General features: G+C 69.2%; 15 protein-coding genes. 9 read left to right on the top strand and 6 right to left on the bottom strand.

What is annotated here, in order from left to right; genetic code table 11:
* The first annotated feature begins 305 nt into the window (after nucleotides 1-305).
* The 5 genes from AMK34_RS20755 to AMK34_RS20775 are packed head-to-tail and all read left to right on the top strand — an operon-like array spanning nucleotide 306 to nucleotide 5,218.
* On the top strand, nucleotides 306-1,031 hold the full coding sequence (locus AMK34_RS20755) for a hypothetical protein (RefSeq protein ID WP_073846479.1): 726 nt from the start codon (nucleotides 306-308) through the stop codon (nucleotides 1,029-1,031).
* Nucleotides 1,028-2,065, top strand: coding sequence for a GNAT family N-acetyltransferase (locus tag AMK34_RS20760; RefSeq protein ID WP_073846480.1), 1,038 nt, complete (start codon nucleotides 1,028-1,030; stop codon nucleotides 2,063-2,065). Before AMK34_RS20755 ends, AMK34_RS20760 begins: the two co-directional genes overlap by 4 nt.
* A complete protein-coding gene (locus AMK34_RS20765) occupies nucleotides 2,059-3,162 on the top strand; it encodes a hypothetical protein (RefSeq protein ID WP_073846481.1) in 1,104 nt (367 codons plus the stop codon). Before AMK34_RS20760 ends, AMK34_RS20765 begins: the two co-directional genes overlap by 7 nt.
* Entirely contained in the window at nucleotides 3,159-4,202 is a 1,044-nt protein-coding gene (locus tag AMK34_RS20770; protein WP_038517110.1) for a hypothetical protein, read from the top strand. Before AMK34_RS20765 ends, AMK34_RS20770 begins: the two co-directional genes overlap by 4 nt.
* A complete protein-coding gene (locus AMK34_RS20775; protein ID WP_143202530.1) occupies nucleotides 4,196-5,218 on the top strand; it encodes a GNAT family N-acetyltransferase in 1,023 nt (340 codons plus the stop codon). The genes AMK34_RS20770 and AMK34_RS20775 overlap by 7 nt, the downstream gene beginning before the upstream one ends.
* Before the next feature lie 3 nt (nucleotides 5,219-5,221).
* Here the strand turns inward: AMK34_RS20775 and AMK34_RS20780 are convergent, their stop codons facing one another.
* Nucleotides 5,222-5,896: a TetR/AcrR family transcriptional regulator gene (locus AMK34_RS20780; protein WP_125737406.1), complete on the bottom strand. Its 675-nt coding sequence runs from the start codon at nucleotides 5,894-5,896 to the stop codon at nucleotides 5,222-5,224.
* 112 nt (nucleotides 5,897-6,008) lie between these two features.
* On the opposite strand from AMK34_RS20780, the gene AMK34_RS20785 reads away from it, so the two are divergent.
* From AMK34_RS20785 to AMK34_RS20795, 3 genes are read left to right on the top strand one after another with little or no spacing between them, the layout of a single operon-like run.
* The gene (locus AMK34_RS20785; protein WP_073846482.1) at nucleotides 6,009-6,449 is read left to right on the top strand and encodes an SgcJ/EcaC family oxidoreductase; all 441 of its coding nucleotides are present in this window, start codon (nucleotides 6,009-6,011) and stop codon (nucleotides 6,447-6,449) included.
* 30 nt (nucleotides 6,450-6,479) lie between these two features.
* Complete coding sequence (locus tag AMK34_RS20790; protein WP_073846483.1) at nucleotides 6,480-7,280, top strand: siderophore-interacting protein; 801 nt, start codon at nucleotides 6,480-6,482, stop codon at nucleotides 7,278-7,280.
* A gap of 10 nt (nucleotides 7,281-7,290) precedes the next feature.
* The gene (locus AMK34_RS20795) at nucleotides 7,291-8,526 is read left to right on the top strand and encodes a serine hydrolase domain-containing protein (RefSeq protein ID WP_073846484.1); all 1,236 of its coding nucleotides are present in this window, start codon (nucleotides 7,291-7,293) and stop codon (nucleotides 8,524-8,526) included.
* A 12-nt stretch (nucleotides 8,527-8,538) separates the two neighbouring features.
* Here the strand turns inward: AMK34_RS20795 and AMK34_RS20800 are convergent, their stop codons facing one another.
* On the bottom strand, nucleotides 8,539-10,002 hold the full coding sequence (locus tag AMK34_RS20800; RefSeq protein WP_073846485.1) for an alpha/beta hydrolase: 1,464 nt from the start codon (nucleotides 10,000-10,002) through the stop codon (nucleotides 8,539-8,541).
* Between the two features lie 174 nt (nucleotides 10,003-10,176).
* Between AMK34_RS20800 and AMK34_RS20805 the strand changes: the two genes are divergently transcribed.
* Nucleotides 10,177-11,667, top strand: coding sequence for an FAD-dependent monooxygenase (locus tag AMK34_RS20805; RefSeq protein WP_073846486.1), 1,491 nt, complete (start codon nucleotides 10,177-10,179; stop codon nucleotides 11,665-11,667).
* A 59-nt stretch (nucleotides 11,668-11,726) separates the two neighbouring features.
* On the opposite strand, the gene AMK34_RS20810 is transcribed toward AMK34_RS20805, so the two are convergent.
* Genes AMK34_RS20810 through AMK34_RS20825 form a run of 4 tightly spaced genes read right to left on the bottom strand, consistent with a single transcriptional unit; the run spans nucleotide 11,727 to nucleotide 16,476 of the window.
* Nucleotides 11,727-12,716, bottom strand: coding sequence for a TIGR03842 family LLM class F420-dependent oxidoreductase (locus AMK34_RS20810; RefSeq protein WP_038517097.1), 990 nt, complete (start codon nucleotides 12,714-12,716; stop codon nucleotides 11,727-11,729).
* A 10-nt stretch (nucleotides 12,717-12,726) separates the two neighbouring features.
* Nucleotides 12,727-14,112, bottom strand: coding sequence for a dihydropyrimidinase (hydA, locus tag AMK34_RS20815; RefSeq protein WP_073846487.1), 1,386 nt, complete (start codon nucleotides 14,110-14,112; stop codon nucleotides 12,727-12,729).
* On the bottom strand, nucleotides 14,112-14,954 hold the full coding sequence (locus AMK34_RS20820; RefSeq protein WP_073846488.1) for a nitrilase-related carbon-nitrogen hydrolase: 843 nt from the start codon (nucleotides 14,952-14,954) through the stop codon (nucleotides 14,112-14,114). Before AMK34_RS20820 ends, hydA begins: the two co-directional genes overlap by 1 nt.
* Nucleotides 14,905-16,476 carry an NCS1 family nucleobase:cation symporter-1 gene (locus AMK34_RS20825; protein WP_073846489.1) on the bottom strand — a complete coding sequence of 524 codons (1,572 nt, stop codon included), beginning with the start codon at nucleotides 16,474-16,476 and terminating at the stop codon, nucleotides 14,905-14,907. The genes AMK34_RS20820 and AMK34_RS20825 overlap by 50 nt, the downstream gene beginning before the upstream one ends.
* Nucleotides 16,477-16,650: the final 174 nt, after the last annotated feature.

Genomic DNA, 16,650 nt, shown 5'->3' on the forward strand with positions numbered 1-16,650 from the left:
TGAGTGCGCTATTGTGTTCGTAGCGTCACGCGTTGTGTTTTCACGGTTCATGAGTCCCCTTGGCCCCAGGCGTCCGGCAGGTCGTGCCGGCTCGAAAGTTCCCGTGTTATAGGCAGACTCGCTTTGCTGCCGCTAGCGGAATCCGCAAGTTCGTCCTTTCAGCTCAGTCGAAAAGGTGGGAAGTCGGGCGAAAACCGGATGAATCCGACGCGGGGTATTCCCAAACCGCCGGCGATGACGCAGGCTTGCGCGCCATGTGGACTGTGGGGGTGAATGCTGCCTGGCGGGCCGCCTATCGGCGGTCGGTGCGGTCGGCCTTCGCGACGGTGCCGTTCTACCGGGAACGCTGGGCTCTGGACGGCAGAACGGATCCCGTGCTGGTGCCCGGTCGCACCGGGACGGATTCGGGTGCGGCGCCACTGGCCGACGCGGTGCACAAGATCGTCGATCTGGTACCGCTCGCCGGTGGGGCGCAACGGATCGAGCCGAGCCGGGGCCTGGGCCCCGTGCTGCGTAAGGCACGTTCGGTGAGCGGGGACGCGCTGGTCGTCGTGCTCGGCGGGGACGGGACGCGGCCGCCGTCGGACCTGCCGCGCGGAGTTCGTTGCTGTGTGGTGGATCCCGACGTCCCGGCGCCGAGCGTGCTGGCGGAGGTGTCCGCTGCGCTTCGCCGCGGCCGTCGCGTGCTCGCGGTCGGCGACGACAAGCAGCTGGCCGTCTTCACTGCCGCCTTGCCTGAAGACCGTGCGTACCGGGTCGAATCCGTACCGCGACGGGAACTGGACACAATGGACACCGGCCCGTACGGGGTGCTCCACGATCCGGCGCTGGGGTATCTGGGCGCGATCGAGGAATGCGGCCGCTGGCACCTCGACTGGCAGCGTGTCTACGCGCGCCCGACGACCGGCGGACTCGCGTTCACGCTGCTGCGCCAGGATTCCCCGCGGTTCGTGGACGTGCTCCCGGCCGGCGGCGTCCGTGGTGAGATCGCGCCGTGCCCGCGACACGGGACGCCGGTCGTGCTCACGTGAAGACGGGTTTCCACGATCCCCGCACCGATCCCGTTCCCGTCGGCTGGCCGGAGTTCTTCCGCGCCGCCCGCCTGCATCCGGTGTGGGACTACGACCTGATGGGGCTCGACGCCTGGACCGCGCGGAACCCACCGGTGCTCGCCACCGTCTCGGACGGTGCCAAGATCCTCGCGGCGTTTTCGGTGCTGGTGTGCCGTCCCCGGCTGCGACACCGCTTCGCGCCGACACCGGGACAGCGGTTGCTGCGCCCGTTCTGGGCCGAGGTGTGCCAGCCCTGGCTGAGCGGCTACCCGGGGCTCGCGTTCGCGCCGGAGGTCGCCGCCGCCGATCGTCGTCCGCTGATCCGGGACTTCGAACGGTCCCTGCGCCGGAGGTTCGGCCCCGGCCTGCTCGGAGTGCTGTACCGGGCGTTGGGGCAGGATTTCGCGCAGGACCTCCAGGGCCGTGGGCGGCTGGTGAAGGCCGTTGATTCCGTGGCGGTGCTGGAAAACCGTTTCGCTTCGGAAGACGAATGGATCGCCTCGCTGCCCAAGTCGCGGCGGGGCGGGCTGCGACGGCAGCGGCGCCGGATCGCCGACGATCCGGGTGTGGTGGTCGTCGGTGGTGCCGGCCGGGAGGACCTCGACAGCGCCGAGGTCGCGACCCTCATCCAGGGGCATCGCGACCGGCACGGCAAGCTCCCGCTCGACACCAGGACGCCGCCTTCCGCCGCGTTCCTGCACCGGTTCCTCCGGCGGCCGGACGTGCACACGCTGACCTACACCGGCGCGGACGGCAGGCTGCTCGCGGTGAACACGCTGCTCGACCATCCGGACAGCCCGGCGAAACAGCATTGGGGCACCCTGCCGGTGGACGAAGGCGGGCGGCAGGGACTGCTGTTCGACTCCTACATCCACGCCATGCGGTACGCGACGCGGCGCGGGGTCAAGGAGCTCACCGCCGGGCGCGGGCTGCCCGAACTCAAGGCCACGCTGGGTTTCCGGGCGCGCCCCGTGTACGCCGCGGCCGTGCCGAGACCGGTACTGGGATGGTGACGATGAAGGTGGCGGCGAGAAGCACCGTGTTCGAGGCCGAGGTGCTCGATCCGAGGACCGCGGCCGAACCCGAGGGCTGGAGCGGCTTCCAGCGGCGGGCGAAGCTGTGGCCGGTCTGGGAGTACGACGTCCTGCGCCGGGAAGCCTGGATGGCGAAGAACCCCGCGGTGCTCGCGGTGCTGCGCCGGAACGGGACGATCGTCGGCGCGTTCACCGTGATGGTGTGCCGGAGCTGGCGCGCGGGCGATTTCGCACCGTTGTCCGTCCTCGGTGGACGGTTCCGTCCGCGCTGGGCCGAGGCCTACCTCTGGCAGCTCAGCGGCTATCCCGCCGGGGTGCTCGACGAGCGGCTCGACGAGGCCGAGCGGCGGGAAGTGGTGCGCCGGTTCGAACGGGCACTGTGCGCCCACCTCGGCCCGGGACTGCTGGGCTTGATCTACCGGGCGATGAACCCGGAGCTCCTCCCGGCCCTGGAAGGCCGGGGCCGGATGTCCCGGGAGATCGACCCGGCCGCCGTGCTGACCAACGAGTACTCCACTGTGGACGATTGGGAACGGGTGCTCGGCGACGAGCCCCGGAAGACACTGCACGAGCTGCGGGAAGACGGGGACCTGCGCACCGAGGCGGCCACCGCCCGCCGGGACCTGGACCGCCACGAACTCGCCGTCCTGCTCAACGCCCACCGGAGCAGGCAGGACGACCGGGCCTGGGCGGGCGGGCAGCGGTCGCGGTTCGGCGGACTGCACATGGACACCCGGAGCCCGATCGCACCGTCCTATCTGGACGCGTTGATCCGTCGCCCGGACGTCGTCACCCGTACCTACCGTGACGGATCCGGACGGCTGCTGGGTTTCGGCACGCTGTTCGACGCCGACGACGGATGCGCGCTGCACCAGTGGGCCGCGCTGCCGAGCGCGGCAGGCGGACGGAAAGGGCTCTATGTCGACTTCTACGCCAGGGGAGTGGAACACATGATCACGCATCGGCGCCCCGAACTGACCGCAGGCCGGGCGATGCTGGAGAACAAGACCCCGCTCGGCTTCGGCACCAGGTCCCTGGTGTCGGTCGCCGTACCGAGACCGGTGCTGGGCCGATGACCTGGGACGTGCGGGTGCTCGACCCGCGGACCGATCCGGAACCCGAGGGCTGGTCCGGATTCCTCGATGCGCAGCAGGCCCCGGTCCCGTGGGACTATGGGTTGCTGCGGGTGGAATCCCGGTTTTCGCCCAGCCCCACCGCGCTCACCGTGATCAGCGACGGCGGCGAGATCGTCGCCGCGGTGCTGGCGATGCTGTGCGCCCCGATCTCCCCGTCAGGTCCCGGTGCCGTGCGCGGTATGGCGCGGCTGGGTCCGCGCTGGGTCGAGGTGCAGCACGCGTGGCTTTCCGGATACCCGCCGTGGTTGTTCGCCGACGGCCTCGACGCGGCCGACCGGCGGGAGATCATGCGCCGGTTCGAGCGGGCCGTCGGCCGCTTCACCGGGCCGGGCTGCCTCGGCGTCGTCTACCGCACCGTCCCACCGGAGTCGCTCGACATGCTGGCCGGACGGGGCAGGCCCGTTCGCGACACGATGCCGACGTCGGTGCTGGAGAACCGGTTCGTCGACGTCGACGGCTGGCTGGCGTCCCTGCGCCGCAGCAGGCGGCTGAGCCTGCGCGGCCAGTCGAAGAAGATCGCCGCCGACCCGGATGTCGTGGTCCGCACCGAAGCCGGCCGCACCGACCTCGACGCGCTGGAACTGGCCACCATGCTGCGGGAGCACCGCGAGCGGATGGGGCCGGTGAAATTCGACCGGCGCGGTCCGGTCACCGCCGAGTACCTCGGTGAACTCGTGCGCAGGCCGGATGTCATCACTTCGACCTACCACGACGGCGAAGGCAGGCTGCTCGCGTTCACCAACGTGCTCGACCACCCCGTCGCGCCGCTGCACCAGCATTGGGCCGCGCTCGCCCCGGAGGAGGGACGCCCGAAGCACCTCTACTTCGAGGCGGTCGTCCGTAACGTGCGCTACATGATCGAGGGCAACCGGAAATCCCTGTCGATGGGCCGGGGCCTGACCGACCTCAAGGCGACGCTCGGTTTCCAGCCGGTCCCGCTGCTCGGGGTCATCGTGCCGAGACCGGTGACGCGATGGTGATCGAGGTGCTGGATCCCCGCCGCGACCCGGAGCCCGCGTACTGGAAGTCGTTGCGGGGCAAGGCGGGACTGCGCGCGGACTGGAGCTGGGAGGTGCTCACCGCCCAGGCGTGGGCGGCACGAACCGAACAGCCGGTCACGGTCCTGCTCGAAGACGGCGAACCGCGTGGCGTGGTCAGTTCCGCGTGGGTCACCGGGCTCACCCGGCGGCACCGGTTCGCCCGCGCGGCGGGGCGAGGGCGGCTCGGCGGGCTCGACGTCCGCTCCCCGGGCTCGGGAGCGTTGCCGGGCTGGTGGTTCGACGGCGAGGACGACGACGGCGGCGTCGGCAGGCTGCTGGACACCTTCGTCCCCGCCATACGCGAGGAACTCGGGTTCGGCCTGCGCGCGCTGCTGGTGCGCCAGGTCGGCGAGTCCGGAGTGGACAGTGTCCGTGGCGGGCCGAAGATGGTGCGCCGCACGGAGGACGTCGCCGTCCTCGACGTCACGCCGTTCTCGAGCCGGGACGACTGGATGCACTCGCTGGCCAGGAAACGCAAACAGAACCTGCGCAAGATCTTCCGCACCTTCGACGCCGATCAGTCGCTCGAAGTGCGCGTTCGGCAGGGCGCCGAGGCCGATCCCGTCGAGATCGCAGAACTGCTGCGGTACAACGAAACCAAACACCACGACGTGCCGATCGTGCCGCTGCCGGCGTTCGTGGGCTATCTCGGCAGGCTGCTGCGGCAACCGGACGTGCAGGTCATCGAGTACCGCGAGACCGCCACCGGCCGGGCGGTCGCCGTCGCGACCCTGCTCGACCATCCGACGCTGCCGGTCGCCCGGCACTGGGCGGCGCTGCCGCGGGAACTCGGCGGACGGCCCGATCTCTACTTCCACTTCTATGGCGAAGCCGTGCGCTGGGCGCTCGAAGCCGGGCGGCCGCAGGTGGTGTTCGGCAAGAAGATGTCCGAGATGAAGGCCTCGCTGGGGGCGCGTCTGGTGCCGCAGTACGCGGCCGCGGTCGCGCTGCTCTGAGGCTCACGAGGCGGCGGAGGCCAAACCGCGCAGGAAGAGGTCGATCGCGAACTCGAACCGCTCCTGCGCGGTCTCCGCGGTGAAGTACTCGCCCGCGCCCAGCAGGTTCGGGAAGGCGCCGGGCGGGAACGACGTCATGTACTCGACCATCCGCCTGCCGCGCTGTTCCTGCTCGGCGAGGTCGATGTCGCCGTGTTGCCAGCCGGCGCCTTCGTAGGCGAAAGCCTTGGCGTAGAGCCATAAAGCGTCGGCGGCGAACAGGGCCCGCTTGAGGTCGAGGCCGCCCGCGCGCAGGACCGCGAGCATCGCTTCGGCCTGCTGCAGGGCGTTCGCGCCGACCGGGACGGGGATGGCCCACGCGATCTTGGCGATCCCCGGGACCGACGTCAGCGCGCGCACGTTGTCGCGCAGCAGATCCTTCGCCTGTTCGACCCAGCGATCGGGGTCGGGCTCGGGGAACGGGCCGAAGGCGAGGACGTGGTCGACCATCAGCTCGTGGAGCTCCTCCTTGTTCGCCACATGGGCGTAGAGCGACGCCGGGCCGGTCTCCAGCGCCTTGGCCACACACCGCATGCTCACCGCCTCCAGCCCTTCGCGGGCGAGGAGGTCCAGTGCCGTCTTCACCACGAGCTCCTGGGACAGCACGGGTTTCTCGGCGCGACGCCGGGGCCTGCTCACTTCGTTCGCCTCCTGATCCGGGGTTCGCCGGGAACTCTACTTGACGCGAACGCCGTTCGTCTGTAGAACGGTGTTCGTCAAACGAACGGTGTTCGTCTAACTGGAGGAAGCCATGACCGAACGACAGAACGAAGTGCTGGCCGTGCTGGGCGAGCTCGCCGACGCGTGGAACGAGGGCGACGCGGCCGCGTACGCCTCGCACTTCACCGAAGACGCCGACTACGTGACCTTCTTCGGGATGAACATGCCGGGCCGCGCCATCATCGAAAGCGCGCACCGTGCCCTGTTCGAGGGACCGCTCCGGGGATCGAAACTGGTCTCGGGCGGCGGGGAGCCGAAGGTCCGGTTCGTCCGGCCGGACGTCGCGATCGTCGTGTCCGGCGGCGGATCGTCGCTCTCGGGCGGGGCACCCGAGCCGGGCCGGGAATCGACGCTGACGTACGTCCTCGTCGAGGAGTCCGGCGGCTGGCGGGTCGCGTCCTTCCAGAACACCCGGGTGAGCGATCCGGCCGCGGGCGCCCCGGCGGGCGGGGAGAGGCGTACGCTCGGTTAGGTTCACCTAAGTCACAAAAAGGGAGTGTGGATGGCCGAGGCGCGGAGAGCGGTGTCGACGACCCGGTTGCGGGTGCTGCGCACCGAGCGGATCACCCCGCACATGGTCCGGATCGTCGCCGGTGGCGAAGGGATCGCGTCGTTCCAGCCCAACGACTTCACCGACGCCTACGTCAAGGTGCACTTCCGGGTGCCCGGCGTCACCTATCCCGAGCCGTTCGACCTGGCGCGGATCCGCGAAGAGCTGCCGCGTGAGCAGTGGCCGCGGATGCGCTCCTACACCGTCCGGGCGTTCGACCCGAATCTCGGCGAACTGGTGCTCGACTTCGTCCACCACGGTGACGAGGGTGTCGCCGGACCGTGGGCCGCCGCCGCGAAACCCGGCGACGAGCTGCTGATCTCCGGACCCGGCGGGGCGTACGCGCCGGGCGAGGAGGCGGACTGGCATCTGCTCGCCGGTGACGAGAGCGCCCTGCCTGCGATCGCCGCCTCCCTCGAGGCGATGCCGGCGGGTGTTCCCGTGCACGCGTTCATCCTCGTGGAGGACTCGGCCGAAGAGCAGTCGCTGACCACCAAGGGCGACGCGCGGATCACCTGGCTGCACCGGAGCCGGGGCGACGACCTCGCGGCCGCCGTCCGCGCGCTCGACTGGCGCGAAGGTGTCGTGCAGGCGTTCGTCCACGGCGAGGCCGGGTTCGTCCGGGATCTGCGGCGTCATCTGCTGGACGACCGGGGGATGCGGCGCGACCTGCTGTCGATCTCCGGATACTGGCGGATCGGGAAGACCGACGAGGCGTGGCGGCTGGAGAAACAAGCCGAACGGAACGCGTAGCCTCGGTCGCATGATCGAGCTGAAGGTGGACGTCGACCCGGCCGAGGTGGGTTTCGACGCGGAGCGGCTGCGCCGGATCGACAAGCACTTCGACGGATACCTGGAGCGAAACCGGCTTCCCGGGTATCTGGCCGTGGTGACCAGGAACGGGAAGGTCGCGCATCTCGCGGCGAACGGGCAGCGCGACATCGAAGCCGGGCTGCCGGTCGAGACCGACACGATCTGGCGTATCTACTCGATGACCAAGCCGGTCACGTCGGTCGCCGCGATGATGCTCGTCGAAGCGGGACTGATCGACCTCAAGGATCCGATCTCCCGCTGGCTGCCGGAGTTCTCGGAGCCGCGCGTCTTCGCCGGAGGCTCGTCGGTGAAGCAGGCGACCGTGCCCGCCACCGAACCGATCCGCCTCTGGCATCTGCTCACCCACACCGCGGGGCTCACCTACGGGTTCCACCGCACGCATCCGGTCGACGCGGCCTACCGCGACGCCGGCTTCGACTTCGGCACCGCGCCAGGGCTCGACCTGGCCGGTGTCTCCGAGGCGATCGCGCGGCTGCCGCTGCTGTTCCAACCGGGTTCGGAATGGAACTATTCGGTCGCGACGGACATCCTCGGCAGGCTGATCGAGGTCGTCTCCGGTCAGCCGCTCGACGTCTTCTTCGCCGAGCGGATCTTCACGCCGCTCGGCATGCACGAGACGGGGTTCCAGGCCGCCGCCGGCGATCTCGACCGGCTGGCCGCGCTCTACGTGCCGCATCCGGTCACCAAGGAGCCGTTCCGTCACGACGAGATGGGCGCCCTCGGCCGAGTCGCGCCCACGTGTTTCTCAGGAGGCGGAGGGCTGGTCTCCACGGCGGGCGACTTCCACCGGTTCGCCCAGATGCTGGTGCGTGGCGGCGAACTCGACGGCGTCCGCCTGCTCGGCCCGCGCACGCTCCGGCTCATGGCGACCAACCACCTGCCCGGCGGCGTGGATCTGGAGACCTGCGGACGGACCGGGTTCTCCGAGGCGCCGTACGACGGTTTCGGCTTCGGGCTCGGTTTCTCCGTCCTCGACGACCCGGTGAAGGCCAAGACCCTCGCCAGCGCGGGCGAGTTCGCCTGGGGCGGCGCGGCGAGCACCGCGTTCTGGGTCGATCCGGACGAGGACATCACGGTCCTGTTCTTCACCCAATTGCTGCCGTCGTCGACCTACCCGATCCGCGTCGAATTGAGGAACCTGGTGTATCAGGCCTTGATCGACTGAGGGGAAGCCCGCCTACCTGGCGTCGAAAGGCACGTGATCCGGGGCGCAGACGGTGCCGCGTGCCGGTAGGTGTCCGTGGGTCAGGTAGGCATCGACGGCCGCGTCGACACAGGCACTGCGGTTCAACGCGCCGTGTCCCCAGGCGTCCAGCGTCAGGAGCCGGGCGTTGCCGAGGATGCGTTCGGTGCGTTTCGCCCCGGCGTACGGCGTTTCCGGGTCGCCTTTGCCGTTGGCCAGCAACAGGATCGGCGCGGTCGGCCGGTTCCACGGACCCGTGTACCGCGCGTTGTCGGTAGCGGGCCAGAAGGCACACGGCAGGGAGAGATACGTGTCGTACGAACCGAAACCGCGGCCTTCCCGGTCGGCCGCGCGGGCGGCCCGGGGCCAGGCGGCCGGGTCACGCGGATTCGCGGTGTCCGCGCAGATCGTCCCGCCGCCACCCATCGCGGAATCGAACGGTGTCGGGATGGCCTTCGCCGCGACGGTTTTCGTCGCGGACTGGAGGAATTCCGCCAGCGCTGGGGAGTTGGCCTCGTCGGTCAGCGCGTTGTGGGTACGCCGGACGACCTCCTGGTAGGTGATCGGTCCCGGTGTGGCTTCGAGCCGGTCGAGGAGCGCGTCGTACTTGGCCCGCAGATCCGTCCCCGGTTCGCGGAACGCGCACCGGACGTCGGCCGCGCACGTGTCGAGGAAGGCCTGCAGCGCGCGGTCCGCGTCCCGGAAACCGCCGAGCCTGGTGCTGAACGGGACGTTCGCGTCCTCCGGGCGGTGCCCGGTGGACCAGGCGATCGGATCGTCGACGGCGTCCAGTGCCAAGGCGCCGACCCGATGCGGGAACAGGTTGGCGTACACCTCGCCGACGTAGGTGCCGTAGGAAAGCCCGTAGTAACGCAGACGCGGCTCGCCGACGGCTTGGCGCATCCTGTCCAGGTCCCTGGCGACGTTCGCGGTCGACAGGTGGTTCAGCAGCGGCCCGGCGTTGCGGCCGCAGGAGGCGGTGACCTCGCGGGCGTCGGCGAAATGCCGGGACTCCTGCTCGGCGGTGATCGGGAACGTGCCCAGGATGCGTTTGAGGGGAGCGGTTTCCGCGTCGCTGGTGAAGCACCGGACCGGTGTGCTGGCGCCGACGCCGCGCGGGTCGAAGCCGACGATGTCGAATTGCCGGTGCAGGGACGGGGTCTGGAATCTGCTGAAGCGGCCGTGGTTCCCGGGGCCGCCGGGGTTGGTGAAGAGGGTGCCGCGTTTGTGCTTCCGGTCCGTCGCCGGGAGACGGCCCAGTGCGAGGGTGATCCGCGGTCCGTCCGGGTCCTGATAGGACAACGGGACCTCGATCTCGGCGCAGTCGTAGCCCGGCGGCGAGCCGGACGGACAGGCGCCCCAGGCGAGACCTCTCGGCGCGGCCGAAACCGCGGGCGTGATCGTGAGGGCGGCGAGTGCGGAAAGAGTGAGTGCGGCGGCGATGCGGATTCTCGTCACCGGACCAGCGTCTCGCCTCGCGGGCGCGCGATCCCTGGTGCTCGTACCCGGAAAGATGGTGGGGTACGCCCCTCCATGTTCAACATATAGCGCACCGGGGGGCTTGCGGCAAGACCCCGGTGGTACCGCAGAATCCTCGGCCGTAGCCAGAACAGGCCGAACAGGAGTGAAGATTTGACGGACGTCGACGTGATCATCGTGGGTGCCGGCCCGACCGGTCTGATGCTGGCCGCCGAACTGCGGCTGGCCGGTGCGCGCCCGCTGGTCCTGGAACGGCGGCCGGAACAGGGGAAGACTCCGAAGGCCCACGGCCTCAGCGGGCAGATCCTGGACCTGCTGCACCATCGCGGCCTGCTGGAGAAGGTACGGGCGCTCGTCACCGATCCCGTGCCGCCGCACCGCTTTCCCTTCGGCGGGGTCCACGTCGACCTCACCCAGTTCGACGAGCCGCCGCTGAAGGCGCTTTCGGTCCGGCAGCAGTCGCTGGAGCGGCTGCTGGAGGAGCACGCCACGGAACTCGGCGCGGAAGTGCGTCGCGGGCACGAGGTCGTCGGGGTGCGTCAGGACGACGTGTCGGTGACCGCCGAGGTGCGCGACCCGGACGGGACGTACGAGATCACAGCCCCGTATCTGGTGGGGTGCGATGGCGGGCGCAGTCCCGTCCGGTCGATGGCGGGGATCGGCTTCCCCGGCACCACCTATCCCGAGGTGAACCGGATCGGGCAGGTCAAGATCCCCGAGGGACTGACCGTGCACGACAACGGCGACATCGAGACGCCGGAGCTGGGCCGGATCAAGGCGGGCTTCACGCGCACCGACACCGGCGTGTTCGCGCTCGGTTCGCTGACGCCGGGGATCCTGTTCATCCAGACCACGGAGGACGATCCCGGTGAGGTCGACGACGACGTGCCGATGACCCTGGCCGAACTCGGGGACAGCATCCGCCGGGTGCTCGGCGGGGACGTCCCGCTGGGCGAGCCGGTCCGCCTCTCGCGCTACCAGTTCTCCGCCCGCCAGGCGGAGCGCTACCGCGAAGGCCGGATCCTGCTGGCGGGCGACGCGGCCCACCTGCTGCCCTCCACCGGCACGGCGATCAACGTCGGCATGTCCGACTCGGTCAACCTCGCCTGGAAGCTGGCCGCCGAGATCCAGGGCCGGGCACCGGAAGGGCTGCTGGACACCTATCACGCGGAACGGCACGCCGCCGGTGCGCGTGCGCTGCTGCAGTCCCGGGCGCAGGTGGGGTTGCGGCGCGGGCACGACGCAGCCGCCGAAGCGCTCCGCGCGGTCTTCCAGGAACTGCTGGACGACGAGCAGGCCGCGCGACGGCTGGCGTCCCACGTCGCCGGGACCGACACGCGCTACCCGATGCCGGGCTCCTCGCACGCGCTCGTCGGCATGTTCGTCCCGGACCTCGCGCTGCAGACCGACGACGGCGCGACCAGCGTCGCCGAGCTGCTGCGTGGGGCGCGGCCGGTGCTGCTCGACCTCGCGGGCAGGCCTGATCTGCGTGAACTCGCGCAAGGCCGCGCCGACGTCCACACCGCGAAGGCCGAGGACAGGCCCGCCGACGTCCTCCTGATCCGCCCGGACGGCTACGTCGCCTGGGCGGGCGACGACGCCGAGGGCCTGCGTGAGTCCCTCGCCACCTGGTTCGGCGCCTGACCCCACGCATTTCGTCCTCTGAATGCGGAAGAACGCATTCAGAGGACGAAATGCGGGTGTCAGCGGTTGATGACCTCCGAGCCGTAGCGCTTCAGGGTTTCCTCGCGCTGGTCGTGCATGAGGTACAGCGAGAACTGGTCGACACCGAGCGAAGCCAGCTCCTCCAGCCGTTCGACGTGCGCCGACGACGGCCCGAGCAGGCAGAACCGGTCCACGATCTCGTCCGGGACGAAGTCGGTCGACGGATTCCCCGCCCGCCCGTGGTGCGAGTAGTCGTAGCCCTGCCGCTCACGGATGTAGTCGGTCAGCTCGTGCGGCACCGGCCCGGAATCGCCGTACCGCGCCACGAGATCCGCGACGTGGTTGCCGACCATCCCGCCGAACCAGCGCAGCTGCTCCCGCTGATGCGCCAGATCGTCGCCGACATACGCCGGGGCCGCGAGGCAGATCGTGATCCCGGCCGGATCCCGTCCCGCCGCGCGTGCGGCCTCGCGGACGGAACCGATGGTCCACCGGGCGATCGCGGGATCGGCGCACTGCAGGATGAAGCCGTCAGCGTGTTCGCCTACGGTCTTCAGCGCCTTCGGCCCGTAACCCGCCATCCACATCTCAAGCCTGCCGTTGCGGATCCACGGGATCTGCACCGGCTTGTCCCGCAACAGGACCTCACGCCCTTCGGCCAGTTCCTTGACCACGTGCATGCACTCGCGCACGGTGGCCAAAGTGGACGGTGGCATGCCGACCACCCGGTGCGCCGAGTCGCCGCGGCCGATCCCGCACACCGTCCGGTTGCCGTACATGTCGTTGAGCGTGGCGAAGGTCGACGCCATCACCGACCAGTCCCGCGTGGCCGGGCTGGTCACCATCGGGCCCACGATCATCGACGACGTCGCCGCGAGGATCTGCGAGTAGATGACGAACGGTTCCTGCCACAGCACGCACGAGTCGAACGTCCAGCCGTAGCGGAAACCCTGGTCCTCTGCCGCCTTCATCAGCCGCACGAGGTCGCGCGCGGGCGGATCGGTCTGGAGAACTATCCCGAAGTCCATGGCCACCGCCTCAGTTCAGGTACTGGTTCAGGTCGCGCGAGAGGAATTTCCCGTGCGTCGTACTGCCCGAGAAACCGGACGGCGACACCACCACGCGCCCGCGCGAGAGCACGGTGTCGACCTTGCCGGTGATCTCCATGCCCTCGTAGGCCGAGTAGTCCACGTTCATGTGATGTGTCTCGACCGACAGGGTCTGCTTCGCCGCCGGGTCGTAGACGACGATGTCCGCGTCCGAACCCGCCGCGATCACCCCCTTGCGCGGGTACAGCCCGAACATGCGCGCCGGAGTGGTCGAACAGGTCTCGACCCAGCGTCCGAGCGTGAGCTCGCCCGCCACGACCCCTTGGTGCAGCAGGTCCATCCGGTGCTCGACGCCGGGGATCCCGTTGGGGATAGCGCGGAAGTCGCCGCGGCCGAGTTCCTTCTGGTCCTTGAAACAGAAGGGACAGTGATCCGTCGACACCACTGAAAGATCGTTGGTCCGCAGCCCTCGCCACAGATCCGCCTGATGCGACTTCTCGCGCAGCGGGGGAGAGGCGACGTACTTCGAGCCCTCGAAATCGGGTTTCGCCAAGTCCTCGATGGACAGATACAGATACTGAGGACACGTCTCCGCGAAGACGTTCTGCCCGTCGTCACGCGCTTCCGCGACCGCCGCCAGCGCCTGCGACGCCGAGAGATGCACGATGTACAGCGGCGCCCCGGTCACCTTGGCCAGCTGGATCGCGCGCGAGGTCGCCTCGCCCTCCAGCTCCGGCGGGCGGGTGAGCCCGTGCTGCACCGGGTCGATCTTCCCGGCCGCGAACGCCTGCGCGGCCAGCTGGTCGATCGCGATGCCGTTCTCCGCGTGCATCATGATCGTCGCGCCGATCTCGCGCGCCTTCTGCATGGCCAGCAGGATCTCGCCGTCCGTGGAGTAGAAGACCCCCGGATAGGCCATGAACATCTTGAAGCTGCCGACCCCGCCGTCGACACAGGCCTGCATCTCCTTCAACGACGAGTCGTTGACGTCGGAGACGATCATGTGGAAGCCGTAGTCGATGGCGCAGTTGCCGTCGGCCTTCTCGTGCCATTTGTCCATAGTGGACAGCAGTGAGGTGCCCTTGGCCTGGACGGCGAAGTCGATGATCGTGGTCGTCCCGCCCCACGCCGCCGCCGTCGTCCCGGTGCCGAAGGTGTCGACGGAATGCGTTCCGCCGAACGGCATCTCCATATGGGTGTGCGCGTCGATCCCGCCGGGCATGACGTACTTCCCGGTGGCGTCGATCACCGAGTCGGCGGGCCCGAGCGTGCCGGGGGCGCCGACGGCCGAGATCGTCTCGCCGTCGACGAGGACGTCCGCCGCCGAAGCGCCCGCCGTGGACAGCACCCGCCCGCCGCTGATGAGGGTGGTCATCACGCCTCCGCGAGGGGTCCGTAGCTGTCGGGACGCCGGTCCCGGTAGAAGGCCCACAGATCCCGCACTTCGGCGAGCTTGCCCATGTCGAGATCGCGGACGACGATCTCCTCCTCGGTATCGGACGCGGCTTCGCCGACGAGCTGGCCGCGCGGGTCGGCGAAATACGACTGGCCGTAGAAGTCGTTGTCGCCCAAAGGTTCCACCCCGACACGGTTGATCGTGCCGACGTAGTACTCGTTCGCGACGGCGGCCGCGGGCTGCTCCAGCCGCCACAGGTACTCCGAAAGACCCCGGCTGGTCGCCGACGGGTTGAACACGATCTTCGCCCCGGCCAGGCCCAGCGCGCGCCAGCCCTCCGGGAAATGCCGTTCGTAACAGATGTAGACGCCGATGCGGCCGACGGCGGTGTCGAACACCGGGTAGCCCATGTTCCCGGGCCGGAAGTAGAACTTCTCCCAGAAACCCTTCACCTGCGGGATGTGGTTCTTGCGGTGCTTGCCGAGGTAGGTGCCGTCGGCGTCGATCACCGCGGCGGTGTTGTAGTACACGCCGGGCTGCTCGACCTCGTACATCGGCACGACCAGCACGACGCCGTGGCGTTCGGCGACCTCCTGCATGAGCTTCGTCGTCGGCCCGTCGGGGATGCCTTCGGTGTAGGAGTAGTAGTCGGTGTCCTGCACCTGGCAGAAATACGGGCCGTAGAACAACTCCTGCAGGCAGACGACCTGCGCGCCCTGCGAAGCGGCCTTGCCGATGGCATCGACCGCGTTCGCGATCATGGACTCCTTGTCACCCGTCCACCGCTGCTGGATCAATCCGGCTCGGACCACGTCGCTCACTTGCATCCTCCTCGATATCGGTGGTGCGCTTGCGTTCGGGCAGGGACAGCAGCAGGTAGACGACGAAGGCGCCCGCCAGGCCGACGACCCAGTTGTAGTCGTAGAGGGGCTTCAGGAACGGGATCAGCCCGTCGGCGGGGAACGGCCCGCCGTACGCGCCGCCGACCGCGAGCACGGCGCCGACCAGCGTCGCGACGAGCGCGCGCCAGTTCCAGCCGCCGTTGAACCAGTAGATGCCGCGTTCGGTGTACAGATCCCGCAGGCGCAGCTTGGTGCGGTTGACCACCCAGTAGCCGGCGACCAGCACCCCGGCGACGGCGCCGAGCAGGCCACCGTAGAAGCCGAGCCACGCGAAGATGTAGATGTTCGGGTCGGAGTAGAGCCGCCACGGCTGGATGACGATGCCGATGATGCCCGTGATCAGCCCGCCGACCGCGAAGGTGATCTTCTTCGGGAAGGCGTTGGAGAAGTCGTAGGACGGGCTGACCACATTGGCCGCGAGGTTCGCCGACACGGTCGCCAGCACCAGCGCGACCAGCGCGACCACCACGACGACCGGGGAATCGAACCGGTCGGCCAGTTTCGCCGGATCCCAGATCTGCTCGCCGTAGAGGACGCTGCCGCCCGAGGTGGTCAGGATGGCCACGATCGCGATGAACGTCATCGTGGTCGGCAGGCCGAGGATCTGGCCGCGGACCTGCTTGCCCTGGCTGCCGCCGAACCGGGTGAAGTCCGGCATGTTCAGCGAAAGCGTCGACCAGAACGCGATCATCGCCATCAGCGACGGCGCGAACACCTTCCAGAAGTCCGGCCCCCAGCCGAGTTTCCCGGGTTCGGACAGGATCGGGCCGAGCCCGCCCGCCTTGACCAGCACGTAGCCCAGCAGGATCAGGAAACCGACCGACACCAGCGGGGCCGTCCAGTTCTCGAACCGGCGGACCGCCTCCATCCCGCGCCAGATGATGAGCATCTGGAACAGCCAGAAGAGGCCGAACGAAAGCCACAGTGTCCAGTGCTGGCCGAGGACGACGGCGGAGTCCTTCCACCCGGAACCCGCCAGCCGTCCGACGATGATGTAGATCGCCTCGCCGCCGACCCAGGTCTGGATGCCGAACCAGCCGCACGCGATGAACGCCCGCAGCAACGCCGCCAGATTCGCGCCGCGCATCCCGAAGAAGGCGCGGGCGAACACCGGGAACGGGATGCCGTACTTCGTCCCGGCGTGGCTGTTGAGCAGCATCGGGATCAACACGATCAGGTTGCCGATGGTGATGGTGAGCAGCGCCTGCACCCAGTCCATGCCGAGCGCGATCAGCGAGGCCGCGAGCGCGTAGGACGGGATGTTGTGCGCCATGCCCATCCACAGCGCGAAGTAGGTGTACGTGGTCCAGGTCCGCTTTTCGACCGGGACCGGGGCGAGTTCTTCGTTGTAGAAGCGGCTGTCCTTCAAGGACTCGACCTCGCCGAGTTCCACCCGGCCATCAGGATGCACGTGCTGCGTACCGCGTGCCGTCGGCTCCATTGCGGAATCGTGCTCGCCCGCGCCGCGCGGGTGGGACTGGCAGACTGTTCACTGTTGAGGGTGTCGGAACGCAGACTGTCGATTGCGTTCGAAGGCCACTGGTGCATGACCTGCGTCACACACACGGACGTAGTAATCCGGCAAACCGGCCGAAACATCTCCACAGGATCTCCA

The sequence above is a fragment of the Amycolatopsis sp. CB00013 genome (assembly GCF_001905755.1).
In the GTDB taxonomy this organism is placed as follows: domain Bacteria; phylum Actinomycetota; class Actinomycetes; order Mycobacteriales; family Pseudonocardiaceae; genus Amycolatopsis; species Amycolatopsis japonica.